The following is a 22,966-nucleotide window of genomic DNA, read 5'->3' on the forward strand; positions in this document are numbered from 1 at the left end:
CCGTAAGAGGACAGATTGCTATGCCTAAAATGAAGACCAAAAGCTCTGCGAAAAAACGTTTTCGCGTGCGTCCGGGTGGTACTGTTAAATGTGGTCATGCGTTCAAACGCCACATCTTGACCAAGAAAACCACCAAGCTGAAACGCGCTCTGCGCGGTACCACCAATGTCGCTGCGTCTGACGTGAAATCCGTCTACCGCATGATGCCGACTGCTTAATCTCACACTCAATATAAGGAGTTACTATGCCTAGAGTAAAACGTGGGGTTACAGCTCGTGCCCGTCATAAAAAGATTCTTGTTCAAGCTAAAGGCTACCGTGGTCGCCGCAGCCGCGTATACCGTGTTGCCAAGCAAGCAGTCATGCGCGCTGGCCAATACGCTTACCGCGATCGCCGCAACAAGAAACGCGTTTTCCGCCGCCTGTGGATCGCCCGTATCAACGCCGCTTCCCGTGAGCATGGCGTAACGTACAGCGTATTCATGAACGGCTTGAAAAAAGCAAATATCGAACTGGACCGTAAAGTCCTGGCCGATATGGCTGTGATGGACAAACCAGCATTCGCTGCGATTGTCAACGCAGTTAAAGCAAAAATCGCTGCGTAAGCATCGGTCATTGCACAACGTCATCCGTAGGGTGACGTCATAAAGAGCGGGGCAGGGGTGTGAACCTTATGCCCCGTTTCCGTTTTTGATTGTTGGACTTTTGATAATCGAGTCCAGAATTGATGTCCAAAACAGGAAATGCCGCATGAACTCCCTAGAAGAACTCGTCGTCTCGGCCCAGGCTGACTTTATCGCCGCCGCAGACGCTGCCGCACTTGAAAACGCCAAAGCCCGCTACCTGGGCAAGACTGGCCAGATTACCGAAATGATGAAGGGCCTGGGCAAGCTGGACCCGGACGCGCGCAAAGCGCAAGGCGCCCTGATCAATGCCGTCAAAGTGCAGATTGAGGACGCGCTGACGGCGCGCCGTGATGCGCTGGCCGATGCCCAAATGCAAGGCCGTCTGAACGCCGAAGCGATCGACGTGACCCTGCCAGGCCGTGGCCGCATGCCCGGCGGCATCCATCCCGTGATGCGCACGTGGGAGCGGGTCGAGGAAATCTTCCGCTCGATCGGCTTCGACGTGGCCGACGGCCCCGAAATCGAGAATGACTGGACCAACTTCACGGCGCTCAACAGCCCGGAAAACCATCCAGCCCGTTCCATGCAAGATACTTTCTACATCGATGGCAACGACACCGATGGCAAGCCCTTGCTGCTGCGCACGCATACGAGCCCCATGCAGGTGCGCTATGCGCGCACGCATACGCCGCCGATCAAGGTCATCGCGCCGGGCCGCACCTACCGCGTCGACAGCGATGCCACCCATTCGCCGATGTTCCACCAAGTCGAAGGCCTGTGGATCGCCGAAGACATCAGCTTTGCCGACTTGAAGGGCGTGTACCTGAACTTCGTCAAGGCCTTTTTCGAGACGGACGACTTGCAAGTGCGCTTCCGCCCATCGTACTTCCCGTTCACGGAACCGTCGGCCGAGATCGATATCGCCTTCGGTTCGGGTCCTTTGAAGGGCCGCTGGCTGGAAGTGTCGGGCGCCGGCCAGGTGCATCCGACCGTGGTGAAGAACTTCGGCCTCGATCCCGAGAAATTCATCGGTTTTGCTTTCGGCTCCGGCCTGGAACGCTTGACGATGCTGCGTTACGGCATCAACGACCTGCGTCTGTTTTACGAGGGCGACTTGCGCTTCCTCAAGCAGTTTAACTAAGGCGTTTCATTATTCCATGTCACTCGATGCGCTGGAGCGTGCCCTTGCATGCTCGCGTATTGAACATTTGAAGGCTTGATTATGCAATTTTCCGAAAACTGGCTCCGTACCATGGTCGATCCGAAGATGACTTCGGACGAACTGGCCCATCTGCTGACCATGTCCGGTCTCGAAGTCGAGGACGTCGATCCTGTCGCCCCGCCGTTCTCGAACGTGGTGGTAGGCCTGGTCCTGGAGATGGAAAAACATCCGAACGCGGACCGCCTGAATGTGTGCCAGGTCGACGTCGGCACGGGCACCATGCTCAATATCGTCTGCGGCGCACCGAACGTGCGCCCGGGCTTGAAAGTCGTCTGCGCGATGGCGGGCGCCGTGCTGCCTCCCGGCGCCGATGGCAAGCCGTTTGAAATCAAGGTGGGCCAGCTGCGCGGCGTCGAGTCGCAAGGCATGCTGTGCTCCGCGCGCGAATTGAAATTGTCGGAAGAAAACGCCGGCTTGATGGAATTGCCGGACGACGCACCGATCGGCCAGAATTTCCGCGACTACTTTGCGCTGAATGACTTGAAATTCACCATCAAGTTGACGCCAAACAAGGCGGACTGTCTGTCGGTGCTGGGCGTGGCGCGCGAAGTGTCGGCTCTCACGGGCGTGCCCCTGAATGTGCCGCAGTTCCGCACCGTGCCTGTTTCCAGCGACGAAGTCTTGCCCGTGAAAGTCAGCGCGCCGGACCTGTGCGGCCGTTTCACGGGGCGTGTCATCCGCGGCTTGAACGCCCGTGCGGCCACCCCGGACTGGATGAAGCAGCGCCTCGAGCGCAGCGGCCAGCGTCCGCTGTCGGCCCTGGTCGACATTTCCAACTATGTCATGCTGGAACTGGGTCGTCCTAGCCACGTGTTTGACCTGGCAAAGATCCACGGCAGCCTCGACGTGCGTTGGGGCAAGGCGGGTGAATCCGTCAAGTTGTTGAATGGCAACACCATTGCCGTCGACGAGTGGATCGGTGTCATTGCCGATGAGCAGCAAATCGAATCGCTGGCCGGCATCATGGGCGGCGACGCCAGTTCGGTATCGGACGATACGGACAGCATCTACCTGGAAGCGGCATTCTGGTGGCCAAATGCCATCCAAGGCCGCGCGCGCCGTTTGAATTTCTCCACCGATGCGGCGCACCGCTTCGAACGCGGCGTCGATTTCGCCACCACCGTCGAGCACATCGAGCGCATCACGGCCCTGATCGTGGAAATCTGCGGCACGCCGACGACGACCATCGGCCCCGTCGACGACCACGTGGTGAACTTGCCGCAGCGTCAGCCCGTGACGATGCGCACGGCGCGCGCGCAAAAGGTCATCGGCGTGCCGCTCAATGATGCGTTGATCGCCGATATCTTCACGCGTCTGGCCCTGCCATTCACCCTGGCGGACGGCGTGTTTTCCGTGACCTCGCCCAGCTACCGTTTCGACATCGAGATCGAGGAAGACTTGATCGAGGAAGTGGCGCGCGTGTACGGCTTTGAAAACATCCCGACCTTGCCGCCCGTGGCTGCGAACGTGATGCAGATTGCACCAGAAAATACCCGCTCCCTGTTTGCGGTACGTCATGAGCTGGCCGACCTGGGCTTCCAGGAAGTGGTTAATATGAGCTTTGTCGATACGGCATGGGAGCGCGATTTCTCGGGCAACACGCATCCGATCAAATTGCAGAACCCGATCGCCAGCCAGATGAGCGTGATGCGTTCCTCGCTGATCGGCAGCCTGATCGCCAATGTGCGCTATAACCTGAACCGCAAGACGAACCGCGTGCGCATCTTCGAAGTGGGCGCCATTTACCAGCGCGACGACAGCGTGGAAAACGGTCCCTTGTCAGTGGCCGGCTACGCCCAGCCAAAACGCGTGGCGGCCATGGCCTACGGCGCGGTGGCGGACGAGCAGTGGGGCCAGGTTACACGCACGGTCAACTTCTTTGACGTGAAGGCGGACCTGGAAGCGCTGTTCGCGCCGCTGGTCTTGCGTTTTAGCAAGGCGGAACACCCAGCCCTGCATCCGGGTCGCTCGGCCAACGTGGAACTCGATGGCAAGGTCATCGGTTTCATCGGCGAATTGCACCCGCGCTGGATGCAAAAGTATGACTTGCCGCTGGCGCCCGTGCTGTTCGAAGTCGACGCCGCTGCCCTGACGCAAAGAGTCGTGCCCGTGTACCAGGAAATCTCGAAATTCCCTGGCGCCAGCCGCGATCTGGCCGTGGTCGTCAAGCAATCGGTGGCGGTGCAGGATCTGCTCGACAGTTTCGATGCTGCCGCCAAGGCAAGCCCTGCAGCGCGTGTCGTGCAAGCCATTGTTTTATTTGATGAATATCGTGGAAAAGGGCTGGAAACGGATGAAAAAAGCCTTGCTTTCCGGATTAGCTTGCAAGATACTCAAAACACTCTGCAAGACGATGTCGTCGATGGCCTGATGGCTGTCCTGATCGACGCAGCCAAGCAGGGACACGACGCGAAACTGCGTTCGTAATTACCGGACTGGTCGTCGCCTAGCGTGACGGCCTTTCCGTCGTCAACCGTAGACGAGCTTGCCATGTGGCAGGCTCTGGCGCACAGAAAAGGCAGGGCAGGAAAATTAATAACAGCGACGTTGATTCCGCCGTACTGCAATCCGCACTGGCCGCCGATCTGCATCGGGCCATGCTGGTTGCCAAAGTGCGCCAGGAGGCGGAAAAAGATTTACCCACCTTGACCAAGGCTGAGCTGGCTGAACTGTTGTTCGAGCAAGTGGGCCTGAACAAGCGCGAGGCGAAGGATATGGTCGAGACCTTTTTCGACGAGATCCGCAATGCGCTCGAGCGGGGCGAGGCCGTCAAGTTGTCCGGTTTCGGCAATTTCCAGTTGCGCGACAAGCCGCAGCGGCCGGGCCGCAATCCGAAGACGGGCGAAGAGATCCCCATCACGGCGCGCCGTGTCGTGACCTTTCATGCGAGCCAGAAGCTGAAAAGCATGGTCGAAGAGACCAGTCCGCTGGCACGTGCTGCCTGAGTGAGTGGCGATGAACGAGCGCATCAGTAAAACCGAGTTGATCGCCTTGCCGCCCATTCCGGCGAAACGCTATTTCACGATCGGCGAGGTGAGCGAATTGTGCGGCGTCAAACCGCACGTACTGCGCTACTGGGAGCAGGAGTTTTCCCAGCTCAAACCGGTCAAACGACGTGGCAACCGCCGTTATTATCAGCACCATGAGGTGCTGCTGATACGCCGCATCCGCGAATTGTTGTATGAGCAAGGCTTTACCATCAGCGGCGCGCGCAACAAGCTCGATAGCCGTGGCGCATCGCATGCCGTCCTCGATGAGCTGCCTGTGCTGCCGGCCGTGCCTGTCGTGCCGCAGGAAGCACCGCTGGACCGCGTGTGGATACGCAATGAATTAATTGCGATTTTAAACTTGCTAAAATAAGATTTGTACCAATATAGGTGGGGTTGTCCGATACCGCTTGACTATACTGCATGGTACAAGCCTTGGCGCTGCAGGTATCGTACGGCACGCCATATTTTGAATATAATGTTAATGTTGCGTTTTTGTTAGTGACGCTAAGCCGGAGCAGCGTTCAGGTTCCGGTAGTCTTTCCCAGGCCAGGAAAATTTAAGGGGAAACAATGATACGCGTTGCCATTTGTGATGATCACCAAATAGTACGAGCTGGATTCAAACAGATTTTTTCGTCGTCAAGCGATTTCAGTGTGGTGGCGGAAGCCGGTACCGGGCGTGAAGCGCTCGATATCGCCCGCCGCGAAATTTGCGATGTGCTGTTGCTCGACATCGCCATGCCCGACCAGAGCGGCATCGATACCTTGCGCACGATCCGCCAGGGCCAGCCGGAATTGCCCGTGTTGATCCTCAGCGGCTATCCGGCGCAGCAATATGCGCTGAACCTGTTCAAGATGGGCGCGAATGGCTATCTGAACAAGGAATGCGAAGCCGACGAGTTGATGACGGCCGTGCGCACCGTGTTCCAGGGACGCCGCTACGTCAGTTCCACCGTGGGCGAATTGCTGGCGCAGTCGTTCGACCGCGATACGAATGCCGCCCTGCATACGGAATTGTCGGACCGCGAATTCCAGGTCTTCCTGCGCCTGGCGCGTGGCGCCACCGTGTCCGATATCGGCGTGGCCTTGTCGTTGAGCATCAAGACGGTGAGTACCTACCGTACGCGCATCATGGAAAAAATGGGCTTGCAATCGAACAGCGACTTGACCTATTACGCAATGAAAAACAATTTGCTTGACTAGCGCAGCGGTGCGATCATGGAAACATGATCGCTCAGCCAGCTACGCAGCACGATTTGTGCAGTGCAGCAGTCTGTGGCGAGGGCTATAATTGGCCGGCGCCGGCGCTCTCTCCCGCGCCGAACCTTGCTAAGGATGCACATCAGGATGTATTTCACCGTTGAACCGGCCCCGCATCACCGCCTGCCCCTCTACAAGACGATCCTTTGCGTGGCTTGCGCCTTGTTGCTTGTACTCAATGGTTTCAGTCTCTTTCATAATCTGCAATCGTTGAAGGGCACGAACGCCTTGCTCAGCCAGAGCGCCCGCGTGGCGGACCGGCTGCAGTATTTGAACGTGCTCGTGCTGGACGCGGAAAGCAGCTTGCGCGGCTATTTCATTTCCGGCTCGGAAACGTATCTGGGGCCGTCGAAGACGGCTTCCACCGAGATCGACAACGAATTCAACGAGCTGCAAACCTTGCTCGCGGGCAGTCCTACGCAGTTGAAAAACCTGGGTCAATTAAAAAGCTTGATCCGTCGCAAGATGTCGATGCTACAAGAGTCGATCGAAGTCTACAAGCAGGGCGGGCTGGCCGAAATCGTCAATATCTCGCGCGTGACCGACGACCGAGCCACCATGGATGAAATCCGCCTGCAGGTGGTGATCATGACGCGCGAACAGAATGAAGCGCTGTCGTCCGGCAGCGCCGCCTTTTATCATGAGTACCAAAAAGCCGTGCTGCTCGGCATTGGCATCAATGCCCTGGCCATCCTCGTGCTGATCATGTTTTACCAGCTGGTGCGGCGCAGCTTCCAGAATCGTGCGGCCGTCGAGTATGCGCTGCAAAATGCCAACGACACCCTGGAATCGACGGTCAGCAAGCGCACGGAGCAGTTATCCGTGCTGTCGCGCCATTTGATCAGTGTCAATGAAGTGGAGAAGGCGCGCCTGGCGCGTGAGCTGCACGATGAGCTGGGCGCCAATTTGACGTCGATCAGCATGGACCTGGGCGCCGTCACGCAGCAACTGGCGCACACGCAGCCGGCACTGGCCGCACAATTGCGGCGTGCCAAGGCCACCCTGCTGGAAACGGTGGAACTGAAGCGCCGCATCGTCGAGGATTTGCGCCCCAGCCTGCTGGACAACCTGGGCCTGTGCGCCGCCATCGAAAGCTATTGCGAAGATTTTACGCGCATGAGCTCGGTTCGCTGCGAAACGGATGTGGCCATCAATATCGACAACCGCGAAGCCACCCTGACGATCGCCCTGTTCCGCATCGTGCAGGAATCGCTGACGAATATTCTCAAATATGCGCGCGCCGGCATGGTCAGCGTGACCTTGAAACGCAATGAACACGGTCTGGTACTGCGCGTCATCGATGACGGCATCGGCATTAGCGAAGATGCGCTGCAAAAACCCATGTCGCACGGCTTGCTGGGCATGCGCGAGCGGGCCTTGCTGCTGGGCGGCACCCTCACCGTGCGCCAGGGGCCGGAAGGCAAGGGCACGTGCGTGGAAGCCGTGATTCCGTTGCCGCTGACGCCGGAACCGGAAGAGATCGACGAAGACGCCAGCGTTTGAGTGTGCCGGGATGAAAAAATGGCCGGGCATGCAGCCCGGCCATTTTTTTGATCATGCTCACCGTCGATCAGCAGCGGATCAGCAGCGCGATACGTCGCGCAGCAAACGGTCGTATTCCGTCTTGGCCACCTTGTAGCACTCGCCCGCATAGCATTCCAGGCCGGCGCGGTCCAGCACCGTGATATTGCCGCGGCGATAGTGGATCAAGCCTTCATCCTGCAGCTTGCCGGCGGCGGCCGTGATGCTTTCGCGGCGCACACCCAGCATGATGGAAATGAGCTCTTGCGTCACTTTGAGTTCGTTCGATGGCGAACGGTCCAGGCGGTCCAGCAGCCAGCGGCACAGCTTTTGCTCGATCGAGCTGTGGCGGCCGCCGACGGCGTTTTGCGCCATTTGCGCAAACAGGGCGTTGGTATAGCGCATCAGCAACTGGGGCAGGGCGCCGCCCTGGTTGAACGCATTGCGCAAGCTTTGGGTTTTGAGGCGGTAGCCGTAACCGGCGCTTTGCACGACGGCCGTGCACATGGCGCGCTCGCCTGCCAGCAGCGAAGCACCGGCCACGCCTTCATGGCCGACCACGGCGATTTCCGTCGTGGCGCCATCTTCCATCACATACAGCAGGGAAATGATGGCGGTGGTGGGGAAATAGCTGTATTCCATGTTATTGCCGTAGGCATACAGTTCCTTGCCGAACGGCAGTTCCACCAATTCCAGGTCTTCGAACAGCGATTCGAGCGCGGCGCGCGGCAGGGCGGCCAGCAATTCATTCTGTTGGGCACTGCTGAGGCTAACCCGCGACGCAAGCTTGATTTCCCGTCCGGCTGCCGGCATGGCGCGCGGCAGCAACTGGTTCTTCTGGACCGGGGTGATAAGTTGAGTATGGTTCATAGTATTCCTCACAGGCTTTTTACATCGAAGTGCGACTGCCGCGTTGCCGGTCAAAAAATTTGCCATAGCCACGTGGTAACAGCATTTTTATCGACCGCGCGGTGCAGATCGCGATGTAGCTACTTTAAAAGCTTATGTAAGTGGCGAACATAAGATTAGCAGTCGCCACTTTGTAGTCTCTTTTGAGGCGGAATTGTAGTCCTTGTCCTACGTGCACACTTTTGACTAGCTAGCCTTGCGCCGTTCTGCGCGATTTTGTGATATGACGCGCGGTTTATTGGCGCTCCACAGGCCGGCCGGACGCACGCTGGGCAAGCCGTCGCGCACGCTCGTGGTGCTCGGCTGGCGCGCGCCAGGCGCATCGTGCTCGCCCAGGCGGAAGCGGCTGACGGCCTGCGTCAGCGCCTCGCCTTCCTGGTGCAGGCGCTGCGAACCGGCGCGCGCCTCGTCGACCAGGCCCGCGTTCTGGCGTGTCATGTCGTCGATTTGCGCCAGCGCCTGGTTGATGCGGGCGATCTCGCCATTCTGCTCGGCGCCGGCGCTGCTGATGCGTCCGATCACCACGGCCACTTGCTGCACCGCATCGACGACTTGCCGCATGGTGTTGCCGGCGGCATTGACCAGGTCGCCACCCGCATCCACGGTGGCCACGGAATCGCCGATCAGGCGCTTGATTTCCAGCGCCGCCTCGTTCGAGCGCTGCGCCAGGCTGCGCACTTCGGACGCGACGACGGCAAAGCCCCGTCCTTGCTCGCCCGCGCGTGCCGCTTCCACGGCCGCGTTCAAGGCCAGGATATTCGTCTGGAAGGCGATGCCGTTGATGACGCCGATGATGTCGACGATCTTGTGCGAGCTGGCCTTGATCGAGGCCATGGTCTCGACCACGGCGCCCACCGTCTGGCCGCCGCGCAGGGCCACGTCGGCCGCTGTGGCCACCAGGGTGCGCCCCTGTCCTACATGGGCTTCATTGCGGCCCACGGTAGCCGTCAGCTCGCGCATCGAGTCGACGGTGGCGCCCAGCGCGCCCGCTTGCGTGGCCGTGTGGCCGGACAGGGCGGCGTTGCCCTGGGCGATGTCGGCGCCGGCGGCGGCGATGACGGCTGCGCCGCCACGGATTTCCTGCACCAGGGTGGCCAGGCCGTGCGTCATGGCACCGAAGTCGCGTACCAGGTCGCCGATTTCGTCGTGCGCCTGCGAGGTGATGCGCTGCGACAGGTCGCCCGCCGCCGCCGCGCCGACGGCCACGCGCAATTGCGTCACGTCGCGCGCGAAGGCGGCATAGAAGCCAGCGCACAGGTAGGCGGCGGCCAGCAGCACCAGCAGCATGGCGGCCAGGATCAGGCCACGGCGCGCCTCGTCGCGGGCAATGCGCTGCGCCAGCAGGCTGTCCAGGGCGGTGGCCGAGGCGATCGAGAGCGCGTGCAAGGTGTCGATGGCTTGCATGCCGGCCGCGTGGAATTGCGCGCCCGAGGTCTGGTCGTAGGAATTCGTCACCTCATTTTTGCTGCGTTCGAGGAAGGCCAGCGCGGCCGGCACGGCTTTCAGGGCTGCTTGCAGGCTGGCGCGCAATGCCGGCTTGGCGGCGATGATTTCGTCGAAGCGGGCCGGCAGGCGTTCCAGTTCGTGGCGCGCGATCAGGGCGTTGGCGTTGACGAGTTGGTCTTCGTTTGCTTCGAACAGGCCCGTGTCGATGTAGGCGGCGCCGCGCCCGGCGATGTCGGACAGGCTCTCGGCCAGGTCGGGCAGGGTGGCCGTGAAGACGGCGCTCAGGTGGTTGGCGCCCGCGTCCGGGTCCAGGCTCAGGTGCGAGCGGTCGGCCACCAGCTGGCCCAGTTTGGCCGCCTGGCGCAGCAGCGCCGTGTGCGCCGCGTAGCTGTCGCGCGCCGCGAGGCCCGCCTGCCGGCCCAGCAGGGCTTGCCACTGCTTCGCCAGCTCGGCCGCCTGGGGCAGGCCCGCGCCTGCCGGTAAGCGCGCCAGGGCCGCCAGCGTGGCCGTGATGCGCGCATTCAGGGCCGTGTTGTCCATGCCCGCCTTGCCGCTCAGGCGCAGGTGCTCCAGGCCGCGCCGCTGCTGCAGCAGCCGCGTGCCTTCGTGCAGCTGGCGCACATACGCCACGCCCCGCTGCGCATCCTGCGCCTGGGCCAGCGATTTGCCCAGCTCCGAGATCAGCAGGGTGGTCGCCAGCGCCAGCGGCAGCAGGAAGACCAGGCAGACAAGCATGAATTTGGGCAGCAGGCGCAAGCGCTGCATGAGTCGGATGGCGGGGGTGAGGAGCATTTTCATCGGGTTTCCAGGGTAGGGTGACAACATTTCTGCAGTGCAATGTTGCCTGCGGATTGTGACCCCTTGATGAAGCGCGCGGCGGCGGCGTCAATTTTGCCGTTCGCCAGAGTGAAGCAGTTCACACGGAAGGCCGATCCTTCTGTAAAATCGAGGGTTTTTTGCGAGGGCCATATTATGGTCACCAATATGGCCAACGAGAACGACATCAACACCCCCGATTCCAGCGACAATGCGGACAATGCCGCAGCGTCAGCCAGCAGCAAGGCGCCTGCCGTGATCGCGCGCGAAGTGCAGCGCCGCCGCACCTTCGGCATCATTTCCCACCCGGATGCGGGTAAAACCACGCTGACGGAAAAACTGCTGCTGTTCTCGGGCGCGATCCAGATGGCCGGTACCGTCAAGGCGCGTAAATCGGGGCGCCACGCGACGTCGGACTGGATGGAGATCGAGAAGCAGCGCGGTATTTCCGTCGCGTCCTCGGTGATGCAGTTCGAATTCCGCGGCCACGTCGTCAACCTGCTCGACACCCCGGGCCACCAGGACTTCTCGGAAGATACCTACCGCGTGCTGACGGCGGTCGACTCGGCGCTGATGGTGATCGATGCGGCCAAGGGCGTGGAAGCGCAGACGATCAAGCTGCTGGCAGTCTGCCGCATGCGCAATACGCCCATCGTCACGTTCATGAACAAGATGGACCGCGAGACGCGCGATCCGCTGGACCTGCTCGACGAACTCGAATCGGTGCTGAAGATCCAGTGCGCGCCCGTCACCTGGCCTATCGGCATGGGCAAGAACTTCCGCGGCGTGTATCACCTGCTGAACGACGAGATCATGCTGTTCAAGGCCGGCGAAGAAAAAGCTGACGGCGCCTTCGAAATCATCAAGGGCATCGACAACCCGCGCCTGCAAGAGATGTTCCCGCTGGAGATGGACCAGTTGCGCATGGAAGTGGAACTGGTGCACGGCGCATCGAACCCGTTCAACCTGGAGGAATTCCTCTCCGGCGTGCAGACGCCCGTGTTCTTCGGTTCGGCCATCAACAACTTCGGCGTGCGCGAGATTCTCTCCGCGCTGGTCGACTGGGCGCCAGCACCGCGCGAGCGCGACGCGACCGTGCGGTCGGTGGCGCCGTCCGAGCAACCGTTCACGGGCTTCGTCTTCAAGATCCAGGCGAATATGGATCCGGCGCACCGCGACCGCATCGCCTTCTTGCGCGTGTGCTCGGGACGTTTCGAGCGCGGCATGAAGGTCAAGCACTTGCGCCTGGGGCGCGAAATCAAGGTGTCGAACGTGGTGACCTTCATGGCATCGTCGCGCGAACAGGTGGAAGAGGCGTACGCGGGCGACATCATCGGCTTGCCGAACCACGGTAACATGCAGATTGGCGACAGTTTTTCCGAAGGCGAGATGCTGACCTTTACGGGTATTCCGTACTTCGCGCCAGACTTCTTCCGCTCCGTGCGCATCCGTAATCCCTTGAAAATCAAGCAGTTGCACAAGGGCTTGCAACAGCTGGGCGAAGAGGGCGCGGTACAGGTCTTCAAGCCGGTGCAGGGTGGCGAACTGGTACTGGGCGCCGTCGGCGTGCTGCAGTTTGAAGTGGTCGCCAGCCGCCTGCTCAACGAGTATGGCGTCGACGCCGTGTTCGAGGGCACCAGCATCAGCAGCGCGCGCTGGGTCAGCTGTGACGACAAGCGCGTCCTGCAGGATTTCGAAAACGCGCTGGGCCACAACGTGGCCTACGATGCGGCCGGCAACATGGCTTACCTGGCCACGTCGGGCGTGAACCTGCGTTTGACGGAAGAGCGCTGGCCGAAGCTGACGTTCCACGCGACGCGCGAGCATTCGGCCAAGCTGGCTTGATGCATCTGGAGTAAGTGTTAGAGGCAGAGCCAGCGGTTCTGCCTTTTTTACGCCGGCAGGATGGTGCGCGTACTCCAGTCGCGCCGCTCCAGCAGCAGCGCCGTCAGCTGCGCCGCCGTCATCGGGCGCGCAAAGAAGTAGCCCTGCACGTTGTCGCAGCCGGCTTTTCTCAAAAACTCCACCTGCTGCACTGTTTCCACGCCTTCGGCCACGACTTTCAGATGCAGGCTGTGCGCCATGGCGATGATGGCCGTGACGATGGCTTCGCCTTCTCCGGGCAGGTCGTGCACGAAGCTGCGGTCGATTTTCAGCTGGTCGATGGGCAGGCGCTTCAGGTAGGACATCGAGGAATAGCCGGTGCCGAAATCGTCGATCGACAGGTGGATGCCCGTTTCCTGCAGGCGCCGCATCAGTTCCACGTTGGCGTGGACGTTGTCCATCAATACGCCTTCCGTGATTTCCAGCTCCAGCAAGCCATGCGGCAGCTGCGTCTCGTGCAGGATGGCGCGGATATCGTCCATCAATCCCGGGTCGCGCGCCTGGCAGGCCGATAGGTTGACGGCCACGTGTTCCAGCGAATCGAGCAGGCCGGCCTTGCACCAGAGGGCCGCCTGGCGGCAGGCGCTTTGCAGCACCCAGCGTCCCAGGTCGACGATGATGCCGCTTTCCTCGGCCACGGGAATGAATTCGCTGGGGCTGAGCTGCCCCAGCTCGCGGCAATGCCAGCGTATCAGCGCTTCCACGCCGACGATACGCCCGCTGCGCAAGTCGATTTGCGGCTGGTAGTGCAGATACAGTTCCTCGTTTTGCAGGGCCTTGCGCAGGTTCGCTTCCATGCGCAGGCGGCGCTGGGCGCGCAATTCCATTTCGGCCTTGAACACGGCGTAGCGGTTCTTGCCCTGGTGCTTGGCGTGGTACATGGCCGTATCGGCATTGCGCGTCAGGGTCGCCACGTCCTGCGCATCGAACGGATACAGGCTCACGCCGATGCTGGCGCTGACATACAGCTGGTGGCCTTCCAGCGCGAACGGCGCGGCCAGCACGGCAAGGATTTTGCGCGCCACGCTGGCCATTTCCGAGGCGTCGTCGGCCGGTTCGACGATGACGACGAATTCGTCGCCGCCGATGCGGCAGATGATGTCGGTGCCGCGCAGGATCGCCACCAGGCGCTCGGCAACAAGTTTCAGCAACTGGTCGCCGCAGTGGTGGCCCAGCGTATCGTTGACCACCTTGAAGTTGTCCAGGTCCAGCAGCAGCAGTCCCACGCTGCTGTCCTGGCGGTCGGCGCGCGCCAGCGCGTAGGCCAGGGCACCGTTGAATTCATGGCGGTTCGGCAGTTGCGTGACGGGGTCGACGTGGGCCAGGTAGTGCAAATGGCTTTCCGCATGCTGGGCGGCGGTGCGCGTGCGGCGCACCATCAGGACCGTCAGGCCGAACGCGCACAGGCAGACCAGCAGGGTGAAGGCGGCAAATTGCGCCAGGCTGGCATACAGCGGCGCCAGGCTGGCGCGCAGGTACAGCGCGCCGCCGCCGGGCAAGGTCTTCAGGATGGCGGCGCTGCCGTCCAGGTAAACGATTTGCTGGCCGTTGCGCGGTGCCGTGGGCGCGACATCGGCGCTGCTGCGCCCGTAGCGGGCAAACGGCGTGCCATAGGGGCTGTAGAGCAGTGCTTGCTGGACATGCGGCGCGGCGGCGAGGGTAGCGAGGACCTGTTGCGCCGCAAGGCGATTGTCCTGGCGCATGGCCTGGGCAGCGGCTGGCGCCAGCATGTCGGCCTGGATGCGCAGGTTGCGCTGGAAAGATGCCTGGAGGGAAAACAACTGGAAGAGGATCAGCAGCAGGCTGGCCGTGGCCAGCATGGCCGCTGCGGCCAGCAGGTTCAGCCTGGCTATCCGGTCACCGCGCAACTGCACCGAGGGCAGCATCAATGGCGCCATCATGACGCATTCTCCTGCCGGCCCCGCTTGCCGCCGCCCCTTGTGATCCCGCCTCGCCCTGCCATACTTTACGTTCCAGTCTGATGAAAACCGAAGTGAGCCGGAACTCTCAACGTGTTGTTAAGGCCGACATATTGTCATTTCGCAGCGTGAAAGTACAGGGCGCGCGGCAATTTTGTGTGCATGCCACGGGCCGGTGGCGGCAGGCAAGGCGACAAGTCAGGCGGAAAAGGCGGGGCGTGTCTTTCTAATAATAATGTAAACTGAATTTTAATCCTTTTTTTGCCGGCGGGTTTTTTCCCCTGAAAACATGCTGACGGTAAACAAAATGTCATGAAGAATAACTTGATTGCCTCCAGCCATCCCGGTACGGATTAACTTTTTGTCTGTATGGGCCATTGCAAGTCATTGATTTTAATAAATTTTAATGAAGAATGCGAGAACGCTATGGCCTTGCTCCGCGAGTTCGTCCATAATCCGCTGATGATGGACGTTCTGATGCTGTTTGTTTTGTCTGCCGCGGCCAAGTAAACAGCCGCCAGCAAAACCGGACGTCGCCCTAATGATCAATAGTGAGGATATCTTGGAAAAAAAGCCAAAAATTATTTTGTCGTCACAAGACCTGGAACGACTGGAAGCGTTGTTGTATGCCTTGGGAAATAACTTGTCGCCGGACAAGGCCGCCTTGCTCGATGAGCTGGGCCGTGCCGAGGTGCTCGAGCCGCAAGAAATACCCCCGACCGTCGTGACCATGAATTCCACCGTGCGCTTCACGGTGGAAAACAAGGAGGAATTTTGCCTGACGCTCGTGTATCCAAAGGATGTGGAGGGCCAGGCCGACCGCATTTCCGTGCTGGCGCCCGTCGGCAGTGCACTGCTGGGCCTGTCCGTCGGCGACAGCATCGCCTGGCCCATGCCCGGCGGCGTGGTGAAGGTGAAGATCGAGGAAATCGTTTATCAGCCTGAACGGGCCGGCGAATACCACCGTTAAGTTGTGATGGCGGACGGCGCCTGCCGTTCGCCTGCCTGGCCGTGTTTCCAGTAATCAACTATTGCGTTGCACGCGCACCACCAGCCATCCTGCCACGACGGTAAACGTGACGATGATGGCAACGATGATCCAGAAGCCCTGCGGGTGCTGGGCCAGCGGAATCCCCCCTACATTCATGCCCAGCATGCCGGCGATGATATTGATCGGCAAGGCCAGCACGGTGACGATGGTCAGCACGAACAGGCTGCGGCTGTTTTCCTCGTTGACCCTGGCGGCAATCTCTTCCTGCAGCAGCTTGATACGTTCCTGCAAGGACGACATATCGCTGAGCACCACGGAAAATTCCTCCGTTGATTGGCGCAATTCCAGGCTGTCCAGTTCCGATACCCACGCAGGCGGGCGTTGCAGCAGGCGGAACAGGGCTGCCGGTTCCGGCGCCAGCAGGCGCTGCAGCCGCACCAGCACGCGCCGCATGGCGCCCAGGTCTTCGCGCTTGGGCACCAGGCGCCCCGCCAGCAAGTGGTCTTCGATATCGTCGACCCGCGCCACGGCATCGCGCACGATGTTGACCAGCACGTCGGCCTGGTCGCGCAGCAAATGGACCAGCAGTTCCACCGACGAGCGGATCGGCTCGTGGTTCTTGATGACGGCCTGGCGCAGGCGCTCGATCGATTGCAGCGGCGCGCGGCGCGCCGTGATGACGAGGTTTTGCGCCACGCTGGCCCACATGGTGGAAATGTCGGATGCTTCGAACGAGAAATTGTGCACCACATCGTTGACCACGGCGATCAGGGTGTTTTCCGCCTGTTCGATGCGCGTCGAACGGGAACCCTGGTGCAGGGTCTCATAGAATTCACCGGCCAGTTGCGTATGCGTCATCAGCCATTTTTCGCTGGCCGCATGCGATAAATTGAAATGCAGCCAGACAAATTCCTGCGCCGGCCTGGCTGCGCCATCGGCCAGCCAGGCCAGTGCGGCCGTCGAGTCGAGCGCCAGCGGCTGCGCCCCGCGGCCAAACAGGAAGCCCCAGACCAGGCCCGAGGTATCCGAGCCGTAGGTAAAACCGGCAGTTTCCATCGCCATCGTGAATCTTTCTCGCGCAGTGTAATTGATCGTCGCGCGATTTTAATACACAGATATGTCCGGAAAATGACAAGGCCACCGCGATGGGTGGCCCTGGTGGGACTATAGCCGCGTGTTAGCTGCGACGGGGGTTGTCTGGACGGTGATCGTCGCGGTTCGGTACGCCATCGCCGTCGCGGTCGTGGCGGTTGCCATTGTCGCGGTCATAGCGGTTGGGGATGCCGTCGCGGTCGCGGTCGCCGTTCGGGCCACGCGGCGACCAGCGGCCTTGCTCCATCTGCCAGCGTCCATCGCGCTGGTTCCAGGCGGGCGGCGCATACACATAGCCGGGGCGTTCGGCGATCCACACGCCAGGGGTCCAGGCGTAGCGCTGGCTGCGCCATTCCCAGTGGCCGGGCGCCCACAGGTAGCCGTGGCGGGAGCGCGGGATGGCTTCGCGGCGTGGCGGTGGCGGGGCGATGCGGACCTCGTCATAGCGCACGGGCTGCACTTGCGCGGCGACCCAGCCGCCGCGGTCCAGGCGCCAGTGCTTGTTCTCTTGTATCCAGGCGGCGCGGCGGTACTGGTTGCCGCCGCGTTCGCGCAGCCATTCGCCGCTGTTCCAGACATGGCGCTGGCCGTCCCAGTTCCAGTAGCCGGGCGCCCAGACATAGCCGGTGCGTGGCGCCGGCGCGCTTTCAAACCGTGGCGGAGGCGGGGCGTTGCCGACGACAATGCTGACGCCGAGCTGATTCTGTGCCATCGCCTGCACGGGCAGGAAGGCCGCGGTGCTGATGGCAAGCATGGCTGCTGCGTAGAGTGTGATGGGTTTCATGGTGTGCTCCATTTCGGTGATTGCGTGAAATGGACTATAGGCGCTTGCCGGCGGTTTTTCGCCTTTGATTCAACTTATTACAATTGACACAATGCTGTGTGTCCGTGTATCCGTGGCGGATACAAATGGCGGCCTGGCGCGGCATTAGCCGTGGTGCGCCAGGCGGCATGGCGTCAGCATGGATGGCTCACAGGGTGCTGGCGGTGGCGTTGCCCAGCAAGGCTTGCCGTTCCTCGATCAGCGAGATTTTCTTTTCCTGTTCCGTCAGGCGCTTGGCGCTGACCACCACCACGGGGATGGCGCTCGCTTGTGCCACATCGGCCGTCCTGGCTGCCGATGGCTGCATGAAGCTGACATAGCTGGCGCCGCAGGCGATGGCGACGGCGACGGTGAAGATGGCTTCCATGTTTTTCAAGGCGTTTTTTGGCGTGTTCATGATCGTTCCTTTCGGGTGGTAGGTGGGTATGCATGCACTGTAGCCAGGCACGCGCCGGTGCGCCATGCAGATGCGACCAGCCGTGGTTTTGGCGGGATGGCCTGCAAAAAAACGGCGCTGAAATGCCTGCGTACGGCGCTGGCGGGCGACCGCTTGAATTGAGGCCTAATTAGCCCTGTATCCCTGCATATGAATGCACTTGCCCTATGGCATTATTTGACACTGCACAGTGTTGTGCGCCTGTTGTGAGCCGTGTTGTGCACGCGTGGCGCGCGGCAGGTGCTGCGCCAGCTGTCCTGCTAGAATCGGCATGGCAGCCGTGTTGCGCACACTTGCGCACACGATCATTCTCATCAGGAGTCACACATGTTCCAATTGTTTGGTTTTGGCGGCGCCCGCTGCCCGCGCTGCGAGCACAAGAACGGCGCTGCCGCCGGCTATTGCGCGCAATGCGGCTTGTCGCTGGGCGTCCCCGACAGCGACGCGGTGCTGCATGCCAATCAATGGCATCTTGCTGACGGGCAACTAGCCCTGTTCTTTGGCGTGCGTGAACTATCCTCGCTGTTCGGCGGCGCGGCGCGCCGCCTGCAGGTGCCCGCCGAGTCGTGCGCCTGGATCGTGCAATCGGACGCTTTCACCTTGATACCGGCCGGCGACTACGACAGCGCCACCTTCTTTGCGCGCCTGCCCGCGCTGTTGCCGGCGCGCCCGGCCGAAGTGCTGATCGCGCGCGCCGATGCAGTCAGCCTGGAATTCGACTTGCCCGGCCTGGCCAGCACGGAGCTGCTGGGCATCGCCGCATCGCTGCGCGTGGATATCGCGCTGGGCCAGCCCGATGCGTTCGCGCGCCAGTTCATGCGCGCGCCGGGCGCCGTCACGCGCGCCCACCTGCACGCCTTGCTGCTGCCGTCCGTGCGCCAGATTGCGCTGGAATTCATCGGCAGCCGCGCGTTGCGCGAAATGGACGCGAATGCCGACTTGCGGCCCGAATTGAACGAACGCCTGCAATCGGCCCTGACGCAGCGCCTGGCGCCCAGCGGCCTTGCCGTGGCGCGCGTGGAAACGCTCAGCCTGCGGCACGACAAGCGCGAGGGCAACGCCGACGCTGCCATCGGCACCCTGTGGCTGGGTGGCTTGCCGGTGCAGGAATTGGAACAGCACAGCCTGGAACGCATGAAGCAGCTCGACCAGCTGTATGACGAGCAAGAGTGGCAGCGCATCCGCCGCGAAGAACTGGCGGCGCGCCATGCGCACCGGCGCGCCGAACTGCAGCAGGATGCGACACTGGAAAAAGCGGAGCTGGGCCACCAGGAAGCGGAGCGCCTGCAAGCGCTGCGCGGGCGCCAGATCGACCTGTATGGCCGCATCCTGGAAGCGAAATCGCGGCGCCAGGCGCTCGACCATGGTGCCGCGCTGGCGCTGGGCGAGCTGGAACAGGAACTGGCGCAAAAGGGCGCGCAGCGCGCCGATGAAGCGACCAACTGGGAGCACGTGCGCGCGCTGGCCGCCATCAAGATGCGCAGCGAGCTGGAATTGTCGCAGCTGCATGGGCGCGAGCAGATCCAGCTGGCGCAGCAGCGCTTTACCCATCAAGTCCACTTGCAGTCGATCGCGCAGCAGATTGAAAGTGCGCTGCTGATTGATGACGAGACCGGGCGCCGCACCCAGCTGGCGCGACTGCGCCAGGCGCAAGCGGATGCGGCCCAGCGCGAGGCGCAGCTGGAAGCGGAGCAGCACCAGGCCGCCTGGCAGGGCCTGATGCTGGCGAATGCGGCGCGCAAGCGCGAGGCCGAGCGGGTGCAGGAGTGGGAAGACCAGATGCAGCTGGCGCGCCAGCGCGAATTGCTGCGCGCCGAGGCGCACAAGGATGAAGCGGCCCAGGTGCAGGCGGCGGAGATTGCGGAAAAAGTGGCGGCGCTGCGGCGCGGTGGCGCGCGCGAGGACGCCATCGCGCAGCAGGAAAAGCTGCTGCGCACCATCGAGGCCGATGGCGTGCACGCGCGCCAGCTGCAGCAGCAAACGCAACTGGCGCAGCTCGACGCGCTGGCCATCGAGGAACAGCGCCAGCAACTGCGCCAGCTGGAACAGGAAGCGCAATGGCAGCGCGACTTGCTGGCCATGGCGCAGCAGCGCGAAAGCGATTACGCGCGCTGGAAGGGCGAATACGAAGCCCTGCTGGCGCAACAGGCACATGCGGCCGAACTGGCGCGCATCGACATCGACCGCATCGAGAAAATGGGCTCCCTGAGCGACACGGGCAAGGTGGCCATGGCCGCCGGGCAGAACGCGGCCGCGCTGGCGCAAGTGCTCAAGGTGCAACTGCAGGCGGGCATGAGCGCCGAGCAGCTACATGCGCTGGCGGCGCTGGCGGCAGCCGAAAACAGCGTCGCGCCGCTGGAGGCCATGCGCATGGCGCAGGATAGCGTGGCGCAGGAGCGCAGCTACCTGGAAGGCCAGGCCGAGCGCGAACGGCGCCAGCAGCTGGACCTGATCAACTTGCAGAACGCGGCGCATGCGCATGGCCTGTCGGCACAGGCGCAGCTGGGCGTAGCCGTGGCGCAGGCGCTGCAGCCTGGCGCGGCTTCTGCCGCTGCAGCGCTGGCCCGCTGCAAGAACGGCCATGCGCAGCGCGCGGGCCATCCGGAAGATAAATTCTGCGCCGCCTGTGGCGTCGCCCTGCAGCCTTGATGGAAGCGTTTCACCCCAGATGATGCAAAAAGCACGAGACAAACTGCGGGAACTGCGCGCCCTCCACGACGACGGGCTGCTCAGCGAGCAGGACTTTGAACGCCGCAAGAACGCCATCCTCGACGCTGAATACGCGCCGCCGGGCGTCGCCCCTGTGGCCGTGCCGCTGCCCGTACGCCAGGGCACGGAACTGGGCTTCATGACAGGCCAGGAAATCGGCCCGCAAAATCGCCGTTACCGCCTCGAACGGCTGATCGGCACGGGCGGCATGGGGCAGGTGTGGCAAGCGACGGACCTGGCCACGCACGCGGAGCTGGGCAGCAGCGAAATGGTGGCGCTGAAGATCTTGCCGCCGCAACTGACGCAGAGCGCCACGCATGCCAAGCTGCTGATCGAGGAAGCCACCCAGGCGCGCAAACTCGCGCATGAAAACATCGTGCGCGTCTACGAATGGGCGCAGGACCCGGCTACGGCCAGCTATTTCATCATCATGGAATGCCTCGATGGCGAAGATCTCGAGCACTACCTGGGCCGCCAGGGCGCACTGCCGCTCTCCAGGGTGCAGCAATTGCTGCAGCCGGTGGCCGACGCCCTGTCGTATGCGTGGGAAAAGCACAAGCTGGTGCACCGCGATATCAAGCCGGGCAATGTCTTCCTGACGGCGAAGGGCGACGTCAAGCTGCTCGATTACGGCATCGCTACACGCGTGCGCAATGCGGACAGCAGCCTGGCGCTGGACATGCCGAATGCGGGCACGCACGGGTATCGGGCGCCCGAGGCCGGCGCCAACCAGCGCCAGCCCAGCCCGCGCCTGGACGTGTATGCGGTGGCCGTGATGATTTACCAGATGCTCGAAGGGCGCATGCCCTTCGACGATGCGCGCAGCGCCAGCCATCTGCCCTCGCCCCCGCGGGCGCTCAATGCAGCGCAGTGGCAGGTGCTGCAGAACGGCTTTTCGCTGACGGCGGAACTGCGCCCGCAATCGGTGCAAGCCTTGCTGGAAGGGCTGGAGCGCGCTGCCGGGCCGTCGCCCGAAGAATTGGCGGAACAGGCGCGCCAGCAGCAGGCGCGCGCGGCGCAGCAGCAAAAGCAGGCGGCACTGGCCGCCGAACAGGCCCGCGAGGTGGCGCTCAAGGAGGCGCGTGCGCACCAGGAAGAACTGGACCAGCGCCGCAAGGCAGAAATCCAGGCGGCGGCGCTGGAAAAGCAGCGGCAAGACAAACTGCGCCGCGAACAGGAGACGCAGCGCCATTTCGAAGCGGAAGAGGCGCGCAAGCTGCGCAAGGAAGCGCTGCGCGGCCAGTTGCGCGCGCGCCGCGAAGCCGATGCCGCCACCGCCTTGCAGGAGCATCAGGAATTGCAGCGCAAGGCCATCGTCGCCAAGGCTGAAGCGGCTTACCGCGCCGAGCAGGAACGCGCGCGCAGGGAAGAGGCCAGCCGCGCCACCGCATCTGTCCCTGCGCCGGCGCCGTCGCCAGAACCGGAACAGGTGGAAGCGGTGGCCAATGCCGAAGGCATCTTGCGCGATGATTTCCTCGATGGCTCGGGGCAGGGGCCGGAACTGGTGCTCATTCCCAGTGGCCGCTTCCAGATGGGTGCACACGAGACGGAACACAAGGCCGCCATCCAGGCCGGCTCGCAACAGGCCTGGCTGGAGCGCGAAACGCCGCAGCACTGGGTCGGCATCGCGCGCCCGTTCGCGCTGGCACGCCATCCCGTCAGCGTGGGTGAATGGCGCGCTTTCGTCAAGGCGACCGACTGGGCGGGTGGATCCGAAACGGACTGGGACAATCCCGGTTTCGTGCAGAACGACCAGCACCCGGTGGTCGGCGTGAGCTGGAATGACGCGCAGCTGTACCTGGCGTGGCTCAGCGAGCGCACGGGCCGGCAGTACCGCTTGCCCAGCGAAGCGGAATGGGAATACGCCTGCCGCGCCGGCACGCGCACGGCCTTCAACGTGGGCGACACGATCAGCACCGAGCAAGCCAACTACGACGGCCTGTATGTCTACAACGGCGGTCCACGCGGTGTGTACCGGGGCGGCACCAGCCCGCTGGGCAGCTTCGCGCCGAATCCCTGGGGCCTGTTCGACATGCATGGCAATGTGTGGGAATGGGTGCAGGACGTGGTGCACGACAATTATGAAGGCGCGCCCGTCGATGGCAGCGCGTGGGAAGAGGGCAGCGACAGCAGCCGGCGCATCCTGCGCGGCGGCTCCTGGCTATACCACCCGCGCTACCTGCGCTCGGCCCTGCGCAACGGTTTTTCCACCGTGCTGTCGAACGACATCGTGGGATTCCGGGTAGCGCGCACGCTCGATTAACTTATTGTTAAATATGTCATCTTGGCGGATACTTCATGCATCTTAACTGTGCCGGAGTGTC

At 62.3% G+C, this 22,966-nt stretch carries 18 protein-coding genes; 12 read left to right on the forward strand and 6 right to left on the reverse strand.

What is annotated here, in order from left to right; genetic code table 11:
• Positions 1-20: 20 nt before the first annotated feature.
• From rpmI to ACQ4WP_RS07180, 8 genes are all read left to right on the forward strand, one after another.
• Positions 21-218, forward strand: a complete 198-nt coding sequence (gene rpmI / locus ACQ4WP_RS07145) for a 50S ribosomal protein L35 (RefSeq protein WP_010399216.1) — start codon at positions 21-23, stop codon at positions 216-218.
• 26 nt (positions 219-244) lie between these two features.
• Complete coding sequence (gene rplT / locus ACQ4WP_RS07150) at positions 245-604, forward strand: 50S ribosomal protein L20 (RefSeq protein WP_010399214.1); 360 nt, start codon at positions 245-247, stop codon at positions 602-604.
• A 145-nt stretch (positions 605-749) separates the two neighbouring features.
• The gene (gene pheS, locus ACQ4WP_RS07155; protein WP_034751917.1) at positions 750-1,766 is read left to right on the forward strand and encodes a phenylalanine--tRNA ligase subunit alpha; all 1,017 of its coding nucleotides are present in this window, start codon (positions 750-752) and stop codon (positions 1,764-1,766) included.
• An 81-nt stretch (positions 1,767-1,847) separates the two neighbouring features.
• On the forward strand, positions 1,848-4,274 hold the full coding sequence (gene pheT, locus ACQ4WP_RS07160; RefSeq protein WP_436519326.1) for a phenylalanine--tRNA ligase subunit beta: 2,427 nt from the start codon (positions 1,848-1,850) through the stop codon (positions 4,272-4,274).
• A 170-nt stretch (positions 4,275-4,444) separates the two neighbouring features.
• Complete coding sequence (locus tag ACQ4WP_RS07165) at positions 4,445-4,792, forward strand: integration host factor subunit alpha (RefSeq protein WP_010399205.1); 348 nt, start codon at positions 4,445-4,447, stop codon at positions 4,790-4,792.
• 10 nt (positions 4,793-4,802) lie between these two features.
• On the forward strand, positions 4,803-5,207 hold the full coding sequence (locus ACQ4WP_RS07170) for a MerR family transcriptional regulator (RefSeq protein WP_436519327.1): 405 nt from the start codon (positions 4,803-4,805) through the stop codon (positions 5,205-5,207).
• A gap of 199 nt (positions 5,208-5,406) precedes the next feature.
• Positions 5,407-6,039 carry a response regulator gene (locus ACQ4WP_RS07175; protein ID WP_034783185.1) on the forward strand — a complete coding sequence of 211 codons (633 nt, stop codon included), beginning with the start codon at positions 5,407-5,409 and terminating at the stop codon, positions 6,037-6,039.
• A gap of 144 nt (positions 6,040-6,183) precedes the next feature.
• Positions 6,184-7,599: a sensor histidine kinase gene (locus ACQ4WP_RS07180; RefSeq protein ID WP_436519328.1), complete on the forward strand. Its 1,416-nt coding sequence runs from the start codon at positions 6,184-6,186 to the stop codon at positions 7,597-7,599.
• Positions 7,600-7,677: 78 nt separating this feature from the next.
• On the opposite strand, the gene ACQ4WP_RS07185 is transcribed toward ACQ4WP_RS07180, so the two are convergent.
• Together ACQ4WP_RS07185 and ACQ4WP_RS07190 are read right to left on the reverse strand one after the other, a co-directional pair.
• Positions 7,678-8,487 carry a Crp/Fnr family transcriptional regulator gene (locus ACQ4WP_RS07185; RefSeq protein WP_436519329.1) on the reverse strand — a complete coding sequence of 270 codons (810 nt, stop codon included), beginning with the start codon at positions 8,485-8,487 and terminating at the stop codon, positions 7,678-7,680.
• 225 nt (positions 8,488-8,712) lie between these two features.
• Positions 8,713-10,770 (reverse strand): methyl-accepting chemotaxis protein, encoded by a 2,058-nt coding sequence (locus ACQ4WP_RS07190; RefSeq protein ID WP_436519330.1) that lies wholly within the window; start codon positions 10,768-10,770, stop codon positions 8,713-8,715.
• Between the two features lie 186 nt (positions 10,771-10,956).
• On the opposite strand from ACQ4WP_RS07190, the gene ACQ4WP_RS07195 reads away from it, so the two are divergent.
• Positions 10,957-12,633: a peptide chain release factor 3 gene (locus tag ACQ4WP_RS07195; protein ID WP_436519388.1), complete on the forward strand. Its 1,677-nt coding sequence runs from the start codon at positions 10,957-10,959 to the stop codon at positions 12,631-12,633.
• 47 nt (positions 12,634-12,680) lie between these two features.
• On the opposite strand, the gene ACQ4WP_RS07200 is transcribed toward ACQ4WP_RS07195, so the two are convergent.
• Complete coding sequence (locus ACQ4WP_RS07200) at positions 12,681-14,573, reverse strand: putative bifunctional diguanylate cyclase/phosphodiesterase (RefSeq protein ID WP_436519331.1); 1,893 nt, start codon at positions 14,571-14,573, stop codon at positions 12,681-12,683.
• Between the two features lie 580 nt (positions 14,574-15,153).
• Between ACQ4WP_RS07200 and rnk the strand changes: the two genes are divergently transcribed.
• Positions 15,154-15,561: a nucleoside diphosphate kinase regulator gene (rnk, locus tag ACQ4WP_RS07205; protein WP_162835757.1), complete on the forward strand. Its 408-nt coding sequence runs from the start codon at positions 15,154-15,156 to the stop codon at positions 15,559-15,561.
• Positions 15,562-15,615: 54 nt separating this feature from the next.
• On the opposite strand, the gene ACQ4WP_RS07210 is transcribed toward rnk, so the two are convergent.
• From ACQ4WP_RS07210 to ACQ4WP_RS07220, 3 genes are all read right to left on the reverse strand, one after another.
• Complete coding sequence (locus ACQ4WP_RS07210; RefSeq protein ID WP_436519332.1) at positions 15,616-16,644, reverse strand: transporter; 1,029 nt, start codon at positions 16,642-16,644, stop codon at positions 15,616-15,618.
• Positions 16,645-16,759: 115 nt separating this feature from the next.
• Entirely contained in the window at positions 16,760-17,458 is a 699-nt protein-coding gene (locus tag ACQ4WP_RS07215) for a YXWGXW repeat-containing protein (protein ID WP_436519333.1), read from the reverse strand.
• Between the two features lie 187 nt (positions 17,459-17,645).
• Positions 17,646-17,894: a hypothetical protein gene (locus ACQ4WP_RS07220; protein WP_353656551.1), complete on the reverse strand. Its 249-nt coding sequence runs from the start codon at positions 17,892-17,894 to the stop codon at positions 17,646-17,648.
• A 366-nt stretch (positions 17,895-18,260) separates the two neighbouring features.
• Here ACQ4WP_RS07220 and ACQ4WP_RS07225 point away from each other — a divergent pair, with 366 nt between their 5' ends.
• Both ACQ4WP_RS07225 and ACQ4WP_RS07230 read left to right on the forward strand, forming a co-directional pair.
• Positions 18,261-20,582, forward strand: a complete 2,322-nt coding sequence (locus ACQ4WP_RS07225) for a coiled-coil domain-containing protein (protein WP_436519334.1) — start codon at positions 18,261-18,263, stop codon at positions 20,580-20,582.
• 19 nt (positions 20,583-20,601) lie between these two features.
• Positions 20,602-22,905 carry an SUMF1/EgtB/PvdO family nonheme iron enzyme gene (locus tag ACQ4WP_RS07230; RefSeq protein WP_436519335.1) on the forward strand — a complete coding sequence of 768 codons (2,304 nt, stop codon included), beginning with the start codon at positions 20,602-20,604 and terminating at the stop codon, positions 22,903-22,905.
• The last annotated feature ends 61 nt before the right edge of the window (positions 22,906-22,966 follow it).

The sequence above is a fragment of the Janthinobacterium lyxosi genome (assembly GCF_051380665.1).
Classification (GTDB): Bacteria; Pseudomonadota; Gammaproteobacteria; order Burkholderiales; family Burkholderiaceae_D; genus Janthinobacterium.